This is a genomic window from Paenibacillus sp. FSL R7-0204, from assembly GCF_038002225.1.
In the GTDB taxonomy this organism is placed as follows: Bacteria; Bacillota; Bacilli; order Paenibacillales; family Paenibacillaceae; genus Paenibacillus_AQ.
The window spans coordinates 4,698,908-4,718,507 of the sequence record NZ_JBBOCA010000001.1; the positions used below are offsets into that span (position 1 = coordinate 4,698,908).

Sequence of the window (19,600 nt, forward strand, 5' to 3'; positions counted from 1 at the left end):
AGCTATTTCTGCGTTACCTCTCCGACAAAATACTCCTCAAGCGCTTTACGCTCCCGGTGGTTCGCCAGATTGAACGACGGCCAGCTCTGCTTAGGCTGAGTACGTTCAGACAGTCTGCTGCGCAGCGCCTCGTCCAGAATCCCCTTCTCCTGCTTGCTGAATTCGATCAGCTCTGGAACCACATCTGCGGAGAGCCCGGCCAGATAACCGGCATCCAGTGTGCCGCTTGCTTCATAACGCTGGATATTCTGCTGCGCAATGATATGATCCATCCCTATATAGTTCATCAGCACATAGGAGAGCAGGCCGAGCACGATGTAACATTTTAGAAGCGGGAAGGGTTCCCGGCTAATCCTTACGGCCGCCAGCACCAGCAGCAATCCGAGGAAGATCATGAAGGCATGCACCAGGAACCGGATGTAGGTGTAACCATACGCCTCTTCATATAAGTTCAGCCGCGAGTATGCAGAATACAGCATGACCATGGAGCATAACACCAGAATATACAGCAGGAGCTGAATCACCCGCTTCAGGATACCTCCAGCTTTGCGCACTGCCAGCAAGGACAGCAGCAAGATCGCGAAGTTAATGGATGTGACCAGAATCAGCTCCAGAAAACCGCTCCGCGCATAGTCCGCATACGTACTGTTCTCCGGCAGAATCCCGTCCCAGGCTCCGAACAGATACGAGAACTGGACACTCACAAACAGCATGTACACTGCATTGATTGCAGTCAGCACGGTAGTGATAATGACCGGGTCATCAAGACCGATCCCCTCCTCCCCTGCTTCAGCTGCTACCAGCTTCTGTCCCATCGCATCAAACTCACTGACCAGAGGAGTTCGGATATAGAATTTACTCTGTACGAACCCCCAGACGAAGCCGAACATGAAGAGGCCGAGCAGCAGAACCCACAGAGCCCGGAAGACCCAGTCCCCCAGCGAAATGTTGTCAAAAATCCCCGGGAGTGCTGACAGCAGCTGACTGAACACTCCATCCGCCGTAGAGAGCAGCGAGATCACGATCAGCAGCAGCGGCACCGAAATCAGCAGGCCGATCATCACCCGCATCAATACCTGCTTGCGTTCATTCGCCATCCCGCCTTTGCCCCGGCGCAGCAGCCTCAGTGCCGTAGCCCAGTTGCGCAGACTTTGCGGGAACAGATGCTCAAATGCCGCGCCGATCAGCGCGATTCCACTCCAGGTGGGCTTACGGTAACTAAGCATATACGTCATATGTAATAGAATAAGCACCGGAATAACAACGAAATTAAGCGCAAAGAAAAACCTGTTGCCAAACAGCATATAGGTCAAGGACAACAGAAATATGGACACCATCCAAACATAGCTGAACCAGTTCTGCTTGCGCAGCCTCTCCTTGGCGAAATAGAGCATAAAAGCATAAAATAAGACCACAAAAATCGGGTAAGAGATCCCCGGCATTTTGTCGTAAAACAGGTACTGATGCACAATTGCAAGCAGAAATGCGGCCAATAAGGCTACACGCCCATGCCCCGGTTTGGATACCGTTTGTTCGTCCATGGTAAATTCCCCCATCTTTTTACTGTCCTATCCTGATTCTAGCTGATAAAATAAGAAGAAAAAGAGAAATATAATAATATTAATTTCCTATTTTATAGATGAGGCAGGAGGAGAATGTCCCAGATGAAGCTGCATAGTCAATTCCTGAAGCTGCATTCGCAGCATGGAGGTCCGGCTGAGATCTCCATCACCCTTGACGAGCTGGCCTTGACCCTTGGCTGCACCCACCGCAATGCACTGCATGTGATCCGCAAAATGGCCGATCTCGGCTGGATCACCTGGACCCCCAGCAGGGGACGGGGACGGCGCTCCAAGCTGGTATTCCTCGCGGCAGCCGAGGATATTGCCCTGGAATCCATGAAGCAAGCCATAAGCAGCAAGGATATCAGCAAGGCGCTGGAGGGCATTCGCAGGCATGCCCGCACTTCATCGCTGCAGGACACGCTGCAAGGCTGGCTGCTGGCCTATTTCGGGCATCATGCTGAGGTGCACAGCGATAAGCGGATCGATACGCTGCGGCTGCCGGTCACCCAGCAGCTCCATACCTTCGATCCGCTCTATATGAATTTGCTGGCGGAGTCATTCGTCTCCAGCCATGTTTTTGACGGGCTGGTCTGCCGCAGCGGTGAACGCGGCAAGGTGATCCCCGGCCTGGCCCATGCCTGGGAGACAGACGGCAGCCGGACGGCCTGGACTTTTCATCTGCGCAAGGAGGTCTTGTTCCATCACGGCAAGGTACTGACCCCGGAGGATGTCGTGTACTCGTTCGAACGGATGATGTCCACTTCGCAGCGCATGCTGTACAGTTATATTGTCAAGGAGATTCAGGAGGTCCAGGCCTTGAATGCCTCTACCGTCCGCATTCTGCTGAAGAAGCCGAATGAACTCTTCCTTCCCTTCCTCTGCACCAGCCGGGCGGCGATTGTGCCCCGCGATCTGGAGTCCATAGGAGAGAATCTGTTTGGACGCAGGCCGGCGGGCACCGGTCCGTTCAAGGTCGTGGAGATGAATGAGGACACCTGTGTGCTGGAGGTGTTCCCTTATTACTTCCAGGGGCGGGCCCATCTGGACCGTGTGGAGATTATCTATGTCCCGTGGAGCCTTAACCGTGAGCCCTCAGAGACCGGCTCTGCCTTCCATATCATCCCGAATCCGTCAGCAGCAGGCGCAGACTCCCTAAGCAGAATCCACTCTGAGTCCTATGTCCGCAAATTCGTAACCTGCAACACGAAGAAAAAGGGACCGCTAAGCGATCCCCTTCTTCGTGCCGAGCTGCTGTCCTGTCTGCACGACGCCCCGAGAGTGCCCTTCCGGCATTTCGCAGCGCCTCCGGCTGAAGTCTTGCAGATTGCCACGATCCCGCAGTATGCCGGAGATGCCGAATACATCGCCGCAAGACTAACGCAGCATGGATATTCCTGCAAGGTGTTATCCGTGTCGCCAGAGGAATTCAAAGGTCCGATCCGCCTGAAGTCCGACCTGATCGTCTTCTCGCTGCTCCGCGACCAGGATGAGCAGCTCCGTCTGTACGATCTGTATCTGACCCTCTCGCAGCACATCGAACCACGCACCCGTGCGGGCATTGAAGGCAGGCTGCGCCAGATCTCGCGGGAGCCTGACGCCTCCGTTCGGGCGGAAGGCTTCCAGGTGATTGAGGATACTCTAACCCGTGACCACCAGCTGCATATTCTGTACGAACGGCCTGCCGAGACCGCTTATCTGCCCTCCGTGCGCGGGGTGACCTTTAACAGCCAGGGCTGGGTCGATCTGCGCCATCTGTGGTTTCCGCCGGAGCTGTAGTGAAGACTCCCAGCAGCACATAGGGTTGGAGACGCCCTACGCTCTGCCGGGCAGATACTCCACCAGCTCCCGGCCTATCAGATTAGGGGAGACCGGCTTCCGGCCAAGTTCCCTTGACCAGATGGAGAGCTGGCCAATGTGATGAATCTCATGCGCTGCAACATGGCGTATCACTTCGCCCCATCTATGCTGGGTAACCTGTCCATCCGGCTTATCCTCCCTTAGAATCCTCCGTTCCAATCCCTCATTCCAGGCCACTACGAAGGACTCCACCTCCGGCCGGAAGCGTGCGTCCACCTCTCTGATTTTCTGCAAAGTATTGTACTCCGTGAAGTCTAAACGGATATCCGGCTTACCTTCCATATCCCGGACCCAGCTTAATTCCACATCCACAATATGCACCAGCGTCTGCAGGATTCCGCCCACTCCGCCAATGCGTGTCTTCACCTGTTCTTCTTCCGGCAGCTCCTCACACCATTGATACCATTCCTCGCGGACCTGCCAGTTATAACGAAATAAGGTTTGCATGGTTGTCCTCCTTTTGACTTGTACACCTAAGAATTGAACTCAAATCTTTTGTCGTCACTGCGGTGAACATTTGGCCCTCCGGCCGCTGCCCAGTTTGGATTTCTTCATTTTAACCGCTATTAGCGGTGGGAATCCAAACACAGCTGTTGCTTACGATGCGAGCTTTCCTTCGGAAAGCTTTCAGGCGGACGCTTTCGCTCCTACAGTTCCAAATTTCCCCTCCGCTTCTTTTGCTTTTCGTTAATTTCATTAGTGCTTCCTAATATCTTACCCTTTCTTGCGCCGGATGCTATAGAATCTCATCGCTGTGGGAACGCCCTTGATTTCCAGCACCCCGCTGTAGATCAACTCCCTCACCCTATGCTCGAAATAAGTATCACCGACATACTGCTCACAGTATCCGATCGCCTCTCCAACTAGCCGTGCTGATTTCAGGAACCCGTCTTCTCCTGGCGGGGGTGTCAGTGAATCCAGCTTCTCCAACAGATAGCCGTCATAATAATCGGCAGGCACCTCCAGCAAGGCGTCCTCTTGCCAGATTCGCAGAGCCCCGGACTGCTCTGCGATCTGCTGCCATTCCCGGGCCAGCCGCATGATATCCGCAGCAGTCAGCCTGCTGGCGTCACCGATCCGCAGAAGCGCTTCCCGGAGCTTGTCTGACGGAATCTCACCGGAATGGCAGTAGTTAATGAAAGCATCCGGCCGGTTGAACAGCTCCTCACAGATGGCCCCGGCATCAAGCACTACAATCTCATTCTGTCTGTTCGCCAGCAGATGAACGGTTAGACGCAGCGCAGTCTGCTCGCAAGCATTGCCGCTGGTCCAGATCACAACCTTGGCCTGTTCGGGAATCTGCTCGAGATTGTCCAGCAGCTCCGTATACTCTCTTTCGCATTCATCAGAGACCGTGAAGTATTCATGGATATGCTGGCGGAACCAGTCGCTGCGCAGTTTCCTCCCTACTGGCGTATCCAACTGCTCCAGCGGACCTATAGCATAATTCTCCCGCAGGATAATCAACTTATGTGTGTCCGTCCAGCCTAGTCCTTTCAGTGCCTGTTTCATACTGCCCCCGAAGGAGTCACCGCAGACGATGTGAATATGGGTGCTGTCAGGAGCAGGGTCCCAGAATGCACGCAGTGCCGGAAGACTCATCAGCGACGAGTACTGGTCAATCAATCTAGCAACCGGCTCCGCCATGCGCTCCTCCAGCGCGCTCTCCAGCAGTTTGCTCTGCTCCTTCAACTCGCCAATTCCCGCCAGAAGCTGCGTCAAGTACGACTTTACTTCCTCATCCCGCAAGGTACTTACTGCCTTTTTAATCGCCAGCATGTCCTTCAACGAATTCACCTCTGATTCAAAATCGAAATTGAAATTAATTTCCGGAGCGGTCGAGCAGGCGCCCTTTTACAAGTAAATAAGCTGGAGTACTCGGTGTTTCGGTTTTAACGGTAACCTCAATCGTTCCATCCTTACGCACAGCCGGTCTTTCACGTTCCTGCGGCGGCAATTGAATCAGTTCATCATAAAGTATATACGCGGCAACATCCGCCGCCCCTTCAGGTACATCCTTACCTGTTATATTCTTCGCCTTCACCGTGAAGCTGCCTTTTGCAGGGTCAAAGGTGTAAGAAACTGGCCGGAACGCATCGTTGCTAATGATCTTCCCTGGTGGGGAAGTGAAGGGTCCGTTCTCATTGTCCTCTAAAGAAAGCTTGATGATATCCGTCTGCATCAGGGTTTCACCCGTCAGAGTGTATAGTTGATTCGCCTGATCCCATTTACTCACAATGCCCAGACGTCCGGCGAGCACACTGACCGGGATGAACATCGAATTCTGCTCCATCACCGGAACCGTGTCCATCGACCCGGCAACCCCGTTAACCGACACAGATTTGGAACCAATGGTGAACTTAACCGTTACACTATCCTTTTCGATGGCAGCCGTTCTAGCCTTGGCATCATAGCTGACCTTCGCCCCCATCAGCTCGCTAATTGAGCGAAGTGGGATCATCGTACGGTAGTTGGAATCCACATATGGCGCCTTTGGTGCTGTATAGAGCACATAATAATCGTTGATTTTCAGCAGCGCAGGGTATTTCTTAGCCGCCGCCTCTACCTTCCCCGGATTCACACCCGTCAACATGGCGAAGCTCAATCCCGCAGCCAGTAAGGCTGTCCACACTTTTTTACCTGTCTTCATCCCAAAAATCCTCTCTTTCCCTCTATTTCATATATTTTTATCATCTTTCTTATTACTCCAAATCCCCTCATCAGTTGCGCCTCTCTAGTAAAATTTAACAACCCACACAGGGAAGCAGTGTCTTTTCGTGACATGCTCTTTCTCAGCTTGAACAAGTAGAAGGCGTTTGAATACTTTCTTGATATATTTATAATTAAAATGAAGTTATTGCAAAGGAGATTAGTGTTATGAGCTATGATATACATATTACAAGAGCACGTCATTGGGCAGAGAACACCGTAGAATTACAGTTTCCGGAGCCGATGAAGGCAATGTGATTGATAAGATAAGGGAGATTGCAATTGAACTTAATGCCAAAGTACAAGGGGATGAAGGAGAATTATACTGAAATTGTCCAGAATTTATACACCGCTCAATGATCTTTCCAGCGAGGAGATAAAGGACCGTCTAAAAAGAAATGACGCCGCTGATCTTCTGACTCTCCCTCTTTCTGTCGGTGAGTACCACCCGAACTGGAAATTCGCTCAAGACATTTGCGCTCAGCTTGCGAATCATGAGTCTGCTGCTATTCGAGCCAATGCTATTTTGGGATTCGCATATATTGCCAGGACGAAAGGGCTGTTAGAGAAACACATCGTTAAACCCCTCGTTCTAAGAGAGCTTCGTGAGAATAAAGAGTATGAATGGAGAATTCTAGATTCTATCGAGGATATTAATTTATTCATGAAGTGGAAGATCGGAAAAAGAATCATATACGAATGCGAGGGATAAACATATTGGGTGTTAATACAAAGGGAAAACGAAAGTTCGTTCATGGCGAAAAGAGTTATTTCTGGTACGTCAAAGAAGATGATGAAGATTACGGACGAATTAAACTATTTATTGTTTCGGAAGATAAAAAATTTAACGTTTCCTATGAAGTTGTGGGATGACAACGTTATAACGCCGGGCCTTGTGAAAACTATAATTGAATGGAGCCTGATGGATAAAGAAAATCTCAATTTCGTGGATTGGGAGGGAAATACACTAACGGGAGGCATTAAATGAAGACAAACAGCAGCGACTAAAACATCCATGCGCCTCCCCACGATAAGCGTATTTGGTCCCCCTTTTTGGGAGGAGTGGCGGAAGGGATGTTTGGAACTGTAGGAGTAGCAGCGGCGGAAAGTCCAAACGATCCCTGGAGCTAAGACTATTCCCAAAGTAAAGCGGCTCCAGCTCAGATGACCACCTGACAATATGCTGCACGGATAATCAGGCTACGATTACTACCCGATGATATGCTTCTTACGAAAGGAGGGATTGCGGTGGAGTGGCTGGAGCGAATGAATCGGGCGATCGGTTATATTGAAGATAACTTAGAACAAGATATTGATTACGATCAAATCGCTAAAATTGCCTTATGTTCGGTTTACCAGTTTCAACGTATGTTTTCATTTGTACTTGATGTCCCGTTATCCGAGTATATCAGGCGCAGAAGACTGACGCTGGCTGCGTTTGATCTAAAGGACAGAAAGAACACTGTGATGGAGATAGCCTTGAAGTACAGGTATGAATCACCGGAAGCCTTCTCCCGTGCATTTCACAATCTGCATGGAATTACGCCTACATTAGCGCGCAATGCCGGAAGTGAGTTAAGAGCCTATCCGCGCATCTCCTTTCAAATCATCTTAAAGGGAGTGACCGGAATGAATTACCGGATGGAGAAACGGGATGCTTTTCAAGTGTACGGGCTGGAGGATATCTACCACTACGACACTATTGCGAATGAAGCGGGCGTAACGATCCCGGAGGTTTGGCAAAATATCTGCAAGAATGGTGAGTTCGAACGTTTAGCCCAATCGGTAAGCGGGGCTTGGAGAGACGAAGGCAATTTCAGCAAGGAACTTGGAGCAGTCTTTGCATTCGATGCCTATACATTCACAAGCAACTCGACCTTCCCTTATTTAATCGGATGCTACAAAGCGCCAGGCAGCCAGGTGAACGGATACACTGTGGTTGATGTTCCCGCAGCTACGTGGGTCGTATTCTCAACACTCCATGATGGGAACGGCAGCGGCAAGTATGATTTGCGGTCTTTGAAGAATCGTATCTTCTCTGAATGGCTGCAAACCTCAACCTATACGATTCTAGATGGCGGTAATTTCGAGATGTATGGTACAAGCGCAGATGGCTATGAATATTGTGAACTATGGTATAGAGTCGGGGAATAGTATAAAATAACCCCACAAAGTGGGGCTTTAGCGTAGGTGGTAACTCAGGTATTTTGCGGGGACCCCAAAACATAAGCGCGGTGGCCGGGCATTCCGGCCGCCGCTTTTTTGTCACCAGAAGTATTTCTGCAAGATTAGTAACATTCACTGGTTTTGAACTAAATGTTGAACATTCATCTCTAATTTAGAATTCATTCGATATAAAATGAGCGTAGCGATTATAGCAATCGCAACCCCAACAGCACCAATCCATGTAATCGATGCAAGCGAGACCGTTTCAATAGCTACCCCGCCTATACCAGCACCCGCTGCCATAGCAAGCTGTATCATCGACTGATTAAGACCAAGCATAACACCTGAGGCTTCGGGTTCAATTGTCGTTAAATGATATTGCTGCGTCGGACCAGATGACCATGCGGAGAACGACCACAACAATAGCACGACCATTACACCAATGAATGTATTCGTCGCCAAAGACAGTAGGATCAGCATTACAATATGGAGGATCAATCCGCTGAATAAGGTTCGGTTAACCCCCCACCGGTCCGTGCTGAAGCCACCGATTTTGGAGCCTATCATGCTGGCTATACCAAATATAAGCAGAGCTCCGCTGAGATATTTATCACTTATGCCCGATACTCCAAGCAAATACGGTGAAAGATACGTATATGCTACCGAATATCCGCCAAGCCAAAAGAAGGTAATCGCGAGTCCCAATGCGACCTTAGGCTTTTGTAGCAAACGTAATTGTTGCCGTAATGGAATAGGTTCATCTCCCTTAACACGCGGGATGGCGAAAGAAAGTATAATCATTGCGATAATCCCTAAAAGGGCAATACCCCCGAACACAGATTTCCAGCCGAGCGTATCCGCTGCAATGCGCCCAAGTGGTACGCCAATGATTAAGGATGCTGTAAAGCCCATTACGACTGTTGCAATCGCGCTTGCTTGTTTACCCTCTGGGGCAATTTTCGCTGCAATGTTTAAGGCGGTAACAACCACTACCCCTGCGCCTATGGCCATAATGATGCGGGCAACTACAAACAATCCATACCCGGGCAAAAGAACAGCGAGAATGTTAGATACCACAAACAAACCTAGACCCGTCATGATTAATTTCCGTCTGTCTATACCTGCGGTTACAGCCATAAGAATAGGAGTAAATATAGCGTAGACTAGCGAAAAAATCGTAATTAATTGCCCGGCGGCGGCAACTGAAACACCAAGAGAAAGGGATACCTTATCTAAAATACCAGACAGAATATACTCGGACGTCCCTACCAAAAAACTAACAATGGCTAAAATATACACCTTCCAGCTTAGCGACATAAAATGATACAGCTTCTTTGATTTTGTCTATTGTACATACAATTCACGAATTATCGATATGATAATTAAATTGACATATCGCGAATTGTCGATGCATAATGCCAAGATAACGCCGAATTCCTGGTAAAGAACTCAGTGTTATCTCTCTTACATATCTGTCATCGTATACTGCGCTAACTGACGTATGGCTTCCTCGTCTCTCTGGTAATACGTAAATTTGCCTATACGTTTTGTGGTGATTAGCCCTGCCCGCTGCAACATCGTAAGATATTGAGAAGCTGTGGACTGAGTCATGTTCAGCTTGTCGGTTATTTGACTTACACAAACCCCGATCTCCTCCATATCCACTCCTTCGTGGGGTTTAAAATGAACGTATGGCTCTTTAAGCCATTGTAAGATCTGTAACCTGGATTCATTCGACAAAGCCTTAAATACATCAATTGGATTCATAATCATTATTATATCGATGATTTGCGATATGTCAATACGGTATCCTTATTAGATTTCTCTTCATTATATCTGTTATTGATTTAGTTAAAGTATGAAGCTGCGTTCGTAGCGAACGTTCAGCGATAGAGCTCTTGCCTTTCCCCCTGCCCTACCCCCACAGTAAGTGAACTTGAGCTTCCCCCTATTTGGGAGGAGTGGCGGAGGGGATGTTTGGAACTGTAGGAGCGAATGCGTCCGCCTTTGTCTCCGGATTTCAACCGCTGGAAGCGGCTTGAATCAAGAAATTTGGAGACAACAGCGGCCGAAAGTCCAAACAATCCCCGGAGCCTCGACTATTCCCAATATAGAGAGGTAACTCCTGTTCACATTACTTCACCGACCCGATCATCCCAGCCACAAACTGCTTCTGCATCACGAAGAACACCAGCGCAGTAGGAATCGTGCCGATTACAATCGCGATCATAATCATTCCGTAGTCCGGGGCATATCCCGAGCCGAGGGTGGAGATCAGCAGCGGCATGGTCTTGGTCTGCGGCGTCTGCAATACGATCAGCGGCCAGAGATAGTTGTTCCAGCTCGACATGAACGTAATGATGGCTCCGGCGGCGTAAGTCGTCTTCATCGTCGGCAGGTAGATGCGCAGGAAGATGCCCAGCTCGCTAAGCCCATCCATCCGGCCGGCCTCCAGCAGCTCCTTCGGGAACATTTTGGTGCTCTGGCGGAAAAAGAAGATCAGGAACGCGGTAGTCACGGTAGGCAGAATGACCGAGACAATCGTATCGATGCCCATCCACGGGAAGACGTTCGAGATCTGGCCGAACATCCGGTACAGCGGAATCATCAGCGCGGCGAACGGAATCATCATCGACAGCAGCAGAATGTTGAATACGATATCCTTCGAGCGGCTGCGGAAGACCTCGAAGCCGTAGCCGGCCAGCGAAGCAATCAGCAGCGCCAGCAGCGTGGTAGTTATGGAGATTTTCGCTGAATTCATCAGAGATAACTGCAGGTCCGTGGTATCCAGCAGCTTGCGCAGATTCTCCAGCAGATGGGTACCCGGCAGCAGCCGCCCGCGGGTGACATCCACCGACTGGTTCGTCGAGCTGACGACCATCCACAGGAATGGAAAGATGGAGACAATGGCCGCGATGCTCAGGAACAGATACATGAAGAAACGTTTACTTTTAGCCATTCTTATCACCTGCCACTTTAAACTGGATGACCGACAGCAGCGCAATCATAATCACGATCGAATACGATACGGTGGCTGCATAGCCGAAGTCTGCTGCATATTTGAACGACAAATTGTAGATGTACTGGGAGATCGTCTGGGTCGCGTTGCCCGGGCCGCCCTTCGTAATATTCATGACCTCGTCGAACAATTGCAGGGTCCCGATGGTTGAGGTAATCGAGGTGAACAGGATGATCGGTTTCAGCAGCGGGACCGTAATTCCGAAGAATTGCCGGGTAGACGATGCTCCGTCAATTTTGGCGGCCTCATAGATGGAGTGATCGATATTTTGCAGGGCTGACAGGTAAAAAATCATATTGTAACCCGTCCAGCGCCAAGTGATCGCTATGATAATGGTGATTTTGGCCCAGAACGGATCGGTGATCCATTCAATCGGGGCACTGACCAGATGGAGCTTCAGCAGCATCGTATTCACCAGGCCATTGCCGGAGAACAAATACTTGAATACCACAGAATACGCAACCAGCGAAGTGACACAGGGCAGGAAGATCGCCGTCCGGAAAAACCCCTTGAATCTCAGCTTGCTGTCATTCAGCAGCACCGAGATAAATAGCGCAAGGATGATCATCAGCGGCACTTGAACAAGCAAATAGATGAAGGTGTTCTTAACTGATACAATAAATGTCTTGTCAGACAGAAGCCGTGAATAGTTATCGAAGCCGGTAAACGTAAGATTGCTGCCCGTTCCCGTCTGGAACGACAGAATGAGTGCCTGAAGCATCGGGTAGAAATAGAAGACGAAGATCAGAATGACCGCAAGCAGGACGAAGGACCATCCGGTCAACACGCTTTTGGTGCGGAATCTTAGTTTGGAATTTGTTTGATGCACAGTGCCCAGTCCTTTCCTGATTATTAATTATTATAAAATAAACCCCGGACGCCGCCCGCCTCCTGAACTCCCGGAAGCTGCAGGCCACGCCCAAGGTTCACGGTGTGCACAACCTAACTATTTAATCTGTGACTCGGCCTGGGCCTGGGCATCGCTCAGCACGCTGTCAATATCCTTGCCGTTCAGATAATTCTGCATCTCTACAATCAGGATGTCTTCAATCGCATACGTGTTGATTCCGTAATTGACGCTTGGGATCTGCTCCGTCCAGGCAGCGAAATCCGATACAACCTTCTGGCCGCTGAAGAATTCATTGGCCTGGCTGTAAGCCTCTCCGCCCGCAGCCGCTTTGAAGGTCCCAATGACACCGATGTCCGTGAGCAGCTTCTGGTACATTTCCACATTCGAGCCGAAGGTCTTCGCCATGAAATCTGCAGCCGTCTCCTTACCATCCACATTCATGACATACCAGGAGCTTCCGCCCAGGTTCGAGGCATGAACGGATTTGTTCACCGTCAGCTTCGGAAGCGGTGCAATGCCCCACTTGCCGGATTGTGACGCTTCAGCCGTAATCGAAGGAGTGATCCAGTTGCCTGTCGGCACGGAGGCTACATCGCCGCTGTTCAGGGCGGCTACGAACTGGCTCCAGTCTGCATGCACCTTGGCTACGTTCGATTCGGTCAGCTCCTTATAGGTTTCAAAGGCTTCCTTAAGCGGTGCATTCCCCGCGATATTCGGCGTCTTGCCGTCTTCCTTCAGGTACCACTCGCCTGCGGATTGAATCATCACCCGGATCAGGCCGAGGTCGTTCGGGTCCAGTGTAATCAGCGCTTTGCCGGTTTTCTCTTTCACAGCTTTGCCGATTTCAATATATTTCTTCCAGTCGATATCCTGCAGATCGGCCAGCTTGTAGCCTGCCTGCTCCAGATAGTCGGTTCTTACATAGAGACCGGTAACGCCGGAGTCAAAAGGAATCCCATACTGCTTGCCGTCCAGGCTGGTCGGTCCGCTTTTGTAATCCGCGAAGTCGGTGCCCTTGATCGAGCTGCTTAGATCGTAGAAGGAATCCTTGTACGACTGCAGGAAGCTCTGGGAACGGTAATCCTCAATCAGCACGATGTTCGGCAGACCCTTGGTGGTTCCGGAATTCAGCCCCGTGTTCAGCTTCTGGATGATATCCGCCTGTGCATATTCCACAATGTTAATTTTTACGTCAGGGTTCGTCTTGGCATATTCTGCTTTAGCCACTTCCAGTGCGGCGATGTTGAATGCAGGGTCCCAAGCCCAAATCGTAATTTCCTTCGCCTGTGCAGGCTCTGTAGCTGCTGTATTCTCTGTCTTTCCCTTGTCCCCAGCAGTATTGCCGGAATTCTTGGACCCGGAGTTCGAGCTGCAGGCCGTAAGCAGCAGCAGGCAAATCAGGACTAACGCAAAGCCTTTTTTCATTGGTAAGCCTCCCCTTTGATGCGCTTTTCGGTATCTCGCTTGAATGTAAGCGCTTATTTATTACATAAGTAATCTTATCACCCGCTCCGTGGGACCCGTTAGAACTTACTTTATGGGGATTGGTCATTTTATCGCCTGATTGTAAGCGTTACCTTATTAAGTATTTGTTCTTTTTTTGGAAAATGGTAATAATCTCACTTCTTCATCAGCGGCAGGCGGATTCGGATCGCAGTTCCCTCCCCCGGCGCACTCTTAATGGTGACTCCATATTCTTCGCCGTACATCAGCACCAGCCGGTCATGCACATTGCGGATACCGATTCCGGTGAACAGCTGGCGCTTCCCAGCCAGGCCGGACATAGGCAGATCAGCCGCTCCGGTATCCATTCCATCCCCGTTATCCACCACCTCACAGAGCAGTGATCCGGCATCCTGGGAGATGAGGATATGGATATATCCGCCGCTTTTCTGCGTAAACGCATGGAAGAAGGCATTCTCAATGAACGGCTGAATAATCAGCTTCGGCAGATGACAGTCCATACAATCCGGGGAGACGAAGAAATTCACCCGGATCCGTTCACCGTACCGCACATGGTTGATGAACACATAGGATTTCAGATTCTCCAGCTCCTGCGTCACCGTAATGCTCTCACTGACATTGCTCAGCGCATTCTGCAGCATCGAGATCAGGGCATGAATCGTATGGACCGCCTTCTCCTGACTGCCTTGCTGCACCAGGAAGTTGACTGAAGCCAGCGTATTGTACAGAAAATGCGGGTTAATCTGATGCTGCAAGGCCGCAAGCTCGGCATTCCGCTGCTCCTTCTGCGTCTCCACCAGCTTCTCGACATATTCATTCAGCTCGTCCAGCATATAGTTATAAGCATGCCCCAGCTCCTGAAATTCAAAGCTCCCTGTAACCGTAATGTAATTGTGGAAGTTACGCTCGGTGATTTTGGACATCTGCCGGGTAAGCAGCGTGAGCGACCGGGTTAGCCTTCTGAAGATCAGGAACACCACGATCAGGGCCACGGCCACGATGGCTGAGCAGAACAGCACGACCATTTTACCGTTGACCATCTGGCCAAGGGCCGTCTGCTTATCGATCAGGTTCACAATGTAGAAATCATAAGACGAGAGGTAATCCGCAATCAGGATCGTGTCGGTGCCCTGGAATTCAATGTTCTGGTAAGCAAGCTGCTGCTCCTCAATCTCCTTCGCCCCCTGTAGCAGATCCCCTGCCTGCTGGCCCATCAGATCACTGCGGTTGCTGGACACAATCATCCCCTGCTTATTCAGGATCACTACATCGTTCCCGGTACTGACAAAGCTCCCGTAGAAGGAGCGGAAATCCTTTTCATGAATTGTGAAAAAAAGCGTCCCGTAAATATCGCCGGTTGTCCGGTCCATCAGCGCTTTGCTGCCTACAATCACCGCTTCCTTCTGCGCCGAATCCGGCATCGTCTCCTCATAGAACTGGTACATCAGCCGTTTCGGTTCAGCCAAAGTATTCCGTGTCAGCTCATGCTGCTGCAGCTCCCGGTCACTCATTAGCAGATTGTTCGTATTGGTGGAGTAGCTGCGGCCGTTTTTGCCCATAATTTTGATCCCGACCTGGTAGGCATCGAGCGTGGACTGAATCTTCTTCATCTGCGTGGTCATATTGTAATAGGTCCGCAGCATCCGCAGAGAGTCCGAGTCCTCCTCAGACAGGAAGGAGCGGATCGTGCCGCTTAGCTGAGTATTATTGGTAGCCGTAACGATCGAATAATGAAAAGCTTCAAAGCTCGCCTTAATCTGGCTGATCACCTTGGAATTCGTAATGCTGAACGTATTCATGAACAGCTTCTCCGACATGCGGACGGTCGTCCAGGAGGAAGCGATGGCTACGGCGATGATGCTGATCAGCATGACGATGAAGATTTTGATGAACAGGCTGTGAAATTTGAACCGCTCCCAGTATCTGCGCATACGCTCTACTCCTGCCCGTAATGCTGACGCCGGTAGCCGCTCGGGGACAAGCCGTAATACTTCTTGAACACTTTGCAAAAATAGCTGTGATCGCCGTATCCGACCATACTACTGATCTCCGCTATGGGTGCCTCCCCGGCCCGCAGCAGCTCTGCCGCCTTGCCCGTGCGGACCGTGTTGAGATGCTCCTTGAAGCCTTCGTGATTGTAGGTCGTGAACAGGCTCGACAGATACGAAGGGTTGAAATGAAAATGACGGGCCAGCTCCGTAAGGGTTAACGGCTCGGCATAATGCTCCTCTATGTACTGGAGCAGCTTCGTCATATTGGCATTGCTGCCCGGTGCAGGCGCTGCCGATGAAGTCAGCTCCATGATCCGGCTCAGGTAATCATTCAGGATCTGCACGGCCTGCTCGGCTGTGCCCGCTTCATCGATGGCCCGGAACAGGCCGTATTTCCCCTCCTCCAGCTCCTGCAGATGGCTGAGCTGATTCGTAATATTGAAGATAATATTGCCCAGGAAGGACTTGAACTGATACACATCCCCGTCTTTCTGGCGGCTGAGCGCATCCACATGCTGATGCAGATCACCGAACGCTTCCGTAAGCTGCTGCCGCTTCAGCTGTTCTGTGAACTGCGTCAGATTGAACTTGGGCAGCGGGGCCTCCTGATCTGGACGTTCCGGCTGGTTGAGCAGGATCTGCTCCGGCCGGAAAAACCGGCACTGCTGTAATCTTGCAACGCTCTCCTGCTGGATGGCCGCCAGCTCGCTGAGCGAGCTGAAGCTCCGGCTGAGCGTCAGCCGTATTTCCGTTTCTTGCCCAGCCAGCGTATCGGCTAACTGGTGTAGAGTCTCCAGCAGCTGCGGCCAATGGGCTTCCTCCAGATTAATCAGCATGAATGTAGTGCCCGAAGACTCTGCGCCTGGAATGATGCACTGCTTCAATCCGGCAACATGCTGGTTGAGTTCACCGGTGATAGAGCTGAAGATGGTGGTGTCATGGACGCTAAGGGCGTTGCTGCTTGCGGCAGCGTAATCGCTGCTACGGTTAATGGCGTTGTTGCTGCTGGCAGCGTGTATAGCTCGATGGCCGCTAGCGTTGCCGCCTGCTGCTGGCTGTGCCGTTTGGGCCGGCTCCCAGCCCAGCAGCGCGTAGCTGTTATGCGGAAGCTGCTGCTTCACATACGCTTCGCTCTCCGGCGGCAGCCGGTAACCGGATATCATCCGGCCGAGCAGGGCATCCAGCGGCTGCGTTTCTGCCTCCGTTTCTTCCCCGGCGCTGCTCAGGCCCGGGATGCGGTCCCGGGTTTTTTGTAACACCTGCAATAAGGCACCGGCTTCCAGCTTCGGCTTCAAAATATAGTCCGCCACCCCATGCTGGAACGTCGAGCGCACATAATGAAACTCGCTGAAGCTGCTTAACACAATCACCTCAGTAGCCGGATAATCGCGCTTCACCAGCCGGGTTAACTCCTCGCCATCCATCACCGGCATGACAATATCCGTAATGATGATATGCGGCTGCAGGGTCTGCAGCGAATTCAGCGCTTCCCGCCCGTTGGCCGCTTCACCTACAATCTGAAATCCTTCCTGTTCCCAGTCCAGCACATACTTAATCCCTTGCCGGACCAGGATTTCATCGTCCACAATCAGCACCTTGCATATCGGATTCATGATTCTCCCCCGCCTTCTCTATTCTTAACCTCTGGCCCTAGCCGCTATGAACGGATTATAAAGCGCTATCATGGAGATGGTCAAACTTAAAATAAGAGCAGGGAAGCTTTCCCAGCTCTTGTCTTTGTTAATTAGCTAATTGCATTTTGTACAGCAGATAAGGATAAAACGTCCTTCAGAATGCATTCTGCTGTATTTGGTGCAACAGATTTTCTCAAAAGTGCTACTTTCAGGCCGAATTCCAACATTCTAATGTATGAACTACAACAGAACGTGAAAATACGATGGTTTCTTGGCTTTTGATTGTACAAAGTACAATAGAGCTGGAACTTAAAGATCCCAGCTACTGCGAATATTCGATGGTTAAGGGTTGGCATACAGCTATGTTACATCAAATTAATCAAGTAAGAATTCCAAGCATCTGCTCTATTGCATCGATAATAACCTGCGGTTTCTCTATATGTATATTATGCCCGCTGCCTTGTGCTTCAACCAGGTGACCATTAGTGGAGGTATGCTTCAGCTCATTTGCCACTTTCCCCAGCTTCTCTCTTATGATCCGCTTCGTATCTTCCGGAGTCCCCGGATAGAAGTCATTGACTATTTCCGATTTGATAACGGTCAATGGAATATCGGTTTGCTTCAGTTCCCTAACCTGATCATAGCCGGGCTGAACATTAGAGAACTCGCTGTGCATGGCCGCTATAGTCTTTTTTTGAAAGGATAATCTCCATAACAGCGCTTGCGTCTGCTTCGAAAAAGGCTTAATGGCAGCAGAGAAACCGGGGAAGCTTCTCAATGCGGATAAGACCTTTAACAATCCGGTTCTGGACAGCAAATCCAGCACCCGATAGAACCTCGCCGCCAAAAGCTGCCCCTTCACATGCTCTTGCGGAAATCGTGCTGTAACTTCATCCTCATGCATCGAATCTACCAGCACCACTCCCGCCACTAGCTCTGGATATCTCCCGGCAAACAGCCTTACATTTAAACCTCCATAGGAATGACCGACCATTAGATAAGGACCTTCCATTCCAGATAGCTGCAACAGCTCATACAACTCAGTTACACACTGCTCATTGGTACGCGGGAACGGTCCTGGCTCACTCCAGCCATAGCCTGCACGATCATATACGATAACTTGGGTGAGCTTAGCAACCTCAGGAGCAACAAGCGACCAGAACAACGCGGAAGAACCACAACCATGCTCCAACACTACTGGAGGAAAGCCTTTGTCCTCACCAATAACACTGTGATACAACTTATGATTTCCTACACTTGTAAGTTTCCCCTGAATCATATGTGTCCCACCCTAATGCGAGCTGAGATGCTTGCGGTACCCCTCGACCTTTTCCTCCCTATACCCCATCGCCTCATAAAAAATATGCGCTTCCTTCCGCTTCTCTCCCGACACGAAAATGATGTAGTAGCAGTCCCGTTCATGCGCAATATCTTCGATCGCAGTCATCAGCTTCTTGCCAAGCCCCTGCCGCCGTGCGCGCGAAGATACGACCACATTCTCAATCACCATGAACGGACGGCAATCCCCCACCAAGTCCTGGCAGACGATCCCCATCAATGAGCCTAGCAACTCCCCGTCGGCAAAAGCACCCAGCAGCACATACCGCTCATCCTCCCGGATTGTCCGAAAGGCTTTCTCCAGCTTCACCGGGTCCGCCCTTCCGCCCATTAATTCATCGTAGAGTGTGTTCAAAGCTTCCAGTGATGCTATTTCGATTTGTTCGATGGTTACCATAGCAGGTCGCCTCCGCGTTCATATTGTTGTGGTGCAATTACTTCATTTCATACATAAATATTTGACCATTACGTGGGTAACGCATCCGTTCTGCCTCGTAGCCCCTGCGCCGGAGCCTGCGGTCTAGAATTTTCATGAACGCACCATGACTGACAATTAGTACACAGCCTTCTTGCGCAGACGCCTCATCATCAATAAGCAGGGAGTCAATTACTTTATCCGCTCGCCGCAGAACAGCTGCTTTGCTCTCCGCTTGAGAAGAATGACCTACCGACCAGAACAAACGTCCAAGCACAAGCCATAGGTTAACCGGCAGTCGCAGTCCGCTAAGTCTAATTGTCTTGAGCCGCGGTGCAGTTACACTAATCTCCCTCAATAGCTCTGTATACACAAATTTTCGAGCCTCAAAATAACTTGCCGTAAGTACCGCCCTCTCCTGATCACTACACAGACAAAGTGTCCAGCGCTGCCCGCCTATCTCATGTTCAGGAGCCTGAATAGGTGCTAATTCATACTCTTGGACCCACTGGTTGAATTGTTCCCCTGTCAGCCAAGTCCGCTGCGGTTTAAGATCTACTTTGAAATGCCTAATCAGTCCCAGCTTCAATCT

The 19,600-nt window shown here is 50.5% G+C and carries 17 protein-coding genes; 3 read left to right on the forward strand and 14 right to left on the reverse strand.

What is annotated here, in order from left to right:
• Window positions 1-2: 2 nt before the first annotated feature.
• Window positions 3-1,541 carry a DUF4153 domain-containing protein gene (locus MKX42_RS20840; protein WP_340754218.1) on the reverse strand — a complete coding sequence of 513 codons (1,539 nt, stop codon included), beginning with the start codon at window positions 1,539-1,541 and terminating at the stop codon, window positions 3-5.
• Window positions 1,542-1,664: 123 nt separating this feature from the next.
• On the opposite strand from MKX42_RS20840, the gene MKX42_RS20845 reads away from it, so the two are divergent.
• Window positions 1,665-3,341 (forward strand): ABC transporter substrate-binding protein, encoded by a 1,677-nt coding sequence (locus tag MKX42_RS20845; RefSeq protein ID WP_340754220.1) that lies wholly within the window; start codon window positions 1,665-1,667, stop codon window positions 3,339-3,341.
• A gap of 36 nt (window positions 3,342-3,377) precedes the next feature.
• Here MKX42_RS20845 and MKX42_RS20850 read toward each other — a convergent pair whose 3' ends face one another.
• From MKX42_RS20850 to MKX42_RS20860, 3 genes are all read right to left on the reverse strand, one after another.
• A complete protein-coding gene (locus MKX42_RS20850) occupies window positions 3,378-3,869 on the reverse strand; it encodes a DinB family protein (RefSeq protein WP_340754222.1) in 492 nt (163 codons plus the stop codon).
• Between the two features lie 267 nt (window positions 3,870-4,136).
• Window positions 4,137-5,201, reverse strand: coding sequence for a DUF1835 domain-containing protein (locus MKX42_RS20855; protein ID WP_340757752.1), 1,065 nt, complete (start codon window positions 5,199-5,201; stop codon window positions 4,137-4,139).
• Between the two features lie 43 nt (window positions 5,202-5,244).
• Entirely contained in the window at window positions 5,245-6,072 is an 828-nt protein-coding gene (locus MKX42_RS20860) for a copper amine oxidase N-terminal domain-containing protein (protein WP_340754224.1), read from the reverse strand.
• 390 nt (window positions 6,073-6,462) lie between these two features.
• On the opposite strand from MKX42_RS20860, the gene MKX42_RS20865 reads away from it, so the two are divergent.
• Together MKX42_RS20865 and MKX42_RS20870 are read left to right on the forward strand one after the other, a co-directional pair.
• On the forward strand, window positions 6,463-6,843 hold the full coding sequence (locus MKX42_RS20865) for a hypothetical protein (protein WP_340754225.1): 381 nt from the start codon (window positions 6,463-6,465) through the stop codon (window positions 6,841-6,843).
• Between the two features lie 536 nt (window positions 6,844-7,379).
• Window positions 7,380-8,285, forward strand: a complete 906-nt coding sequence (locus MKX42_RS20870; protein WP_340754227.1) for an AraC family transcriptional regulator — start codon at window positions 7,380-7,382, stop codon at window positions 8,283-8,285.
• Between the two features lie 144 nt (window positions 8,286-8,429).
• On the opposite strand, the gene MKX42_RS20875 is transcribed toward MKX42_RS20870, so the two are convergent.
• From MKX42_RS20875 to MKX42_RS20920, 10 genes are all read right to left on the reverse strand, one after another.
• The gene (locus tag MKX42_RS20875; protein ID WP_340754229.1) at window positions 8,430-9,614 is read right to left on the reverse strand and encodes an MFS transporter; all 1,185 of its coding nucleotides are present in this window, start codon (window positions 9,612-9,614) and stop codon (window positions 8,430-8,432) included.
• 147 nt (window positions 9,615-9,761) lie between these two features.
• On the reverse strand, window positions 9,762-10,064 hold the full coding sequence (locus MKX42_RS20880; RefSeq protein WP_340754230.1) for an ArsR/SmtB family transcription factor: 303 nt from the start codon (window positions 10,062-10,064) through the stop codon (window positions 9,762-9,764).
• A 367-nt stretch (window positions 10,065-10,431) separates the two neighbouring features.
• Entirely contained in the window at window positions 10,432-11,256 is an 825-nt protein-coding gene (locus MKX42_RS20885) for a carbohydrate ABC transporter permease (protein ID WP_076074067.1), read from the reverse strand.
• Window positions 11,249-12,145 carry a carbohydrate ABC transporter permease gene (locus MKX42_RS20890; protein ID WP_340754232.1) on the reverse strand — a complete coding sequence of 299 codons (897 nt, stop codon included), beginning with the start codon at window positions 12,143-12,145 and terminating at the stop codon, window positions 11,249-11,251. Before MKX42_RS20890 ends, MKX42_RS20885 begins: the two co-directional genes overlap by 8 nt.
• Before the next feature lie 117 nt (window positions 12,146-12,262).
• The gene (locus MKX42_RS20895; RefSeq protein WP_340754234.1) at window positions 12,263-13,591 is read right to left on the reverse strand and encodes an ABC transporter substrate-binding protein; all 1,329 of its coding nucleotides are present in this window, start codon (window positions 13,589-13,591) and stop codon (window positions 12,263-12,265) included.
• A 194-nt stretch (window positions 13,592-13,785) separates the two neighbouring features.
• Entirely contained in the window at window positions 13,786-15,561 is a 1,776-nt protein-coding gene (locus MKX42_RS20900; RefSeq protein WP_340754236.1) for a sensor histidine kinase, read from the reverse strand.
• A gap of 5 nt (window positions 15,562-15,566) precedes the next feature.
• Window positions 15,567-17,234 carry a response regulator transcription factor gene (locus MKX42_RS20905; protein WP_340754238.1) on the reverse strand — a complete coding sequence of 556 codons (1,668 nt, stop codon included), beginning with the start codon at window positions 17,232-17,234 and terminating at the stop codon, window positions 15,567-15,569.
• A 400-nt stretch (window positions 17,235-17,634) separates the two neighbouring features.
• Entirely contained in the window at window positions 17,635-18,534 is a 900-nt protein-coding gene (locus MKX42_RS20910; RefSeq protein WP_340754240.1) for an alpha/beta fold hydrolase, read from the reverse strand.
• Window positions 18,535-18,546: 12 nt separating this feature from the next.
• Window positions 18,547-18,990, reverse strand: coding sequence for a GNAT family N-acetyltransferase (locus tag MKX42_RS20915; protein WP_340754242.1), 444 nt, complete (start codon window positions 18,988-18,990; stop codon window positions 18,547-18,549).
• A gap of 37 nt (window positions 18,991-19,027) precedes the next feature.
• The gene (locus MKX42_RS20920) at window positions 19,028-19,597 is read right to left on the reverse strand and encodes a histidine phosphatase family protein (RefSeq protein ID WP_340754244.1); all 570 of its coding nucleotides are present in this window, start codon (window positions 19,595-19,597) and stop codon (window positions 19,028-19,030) included.
• Window positions 19,598-19,600 lie beyond the last annotated feature (3 nt).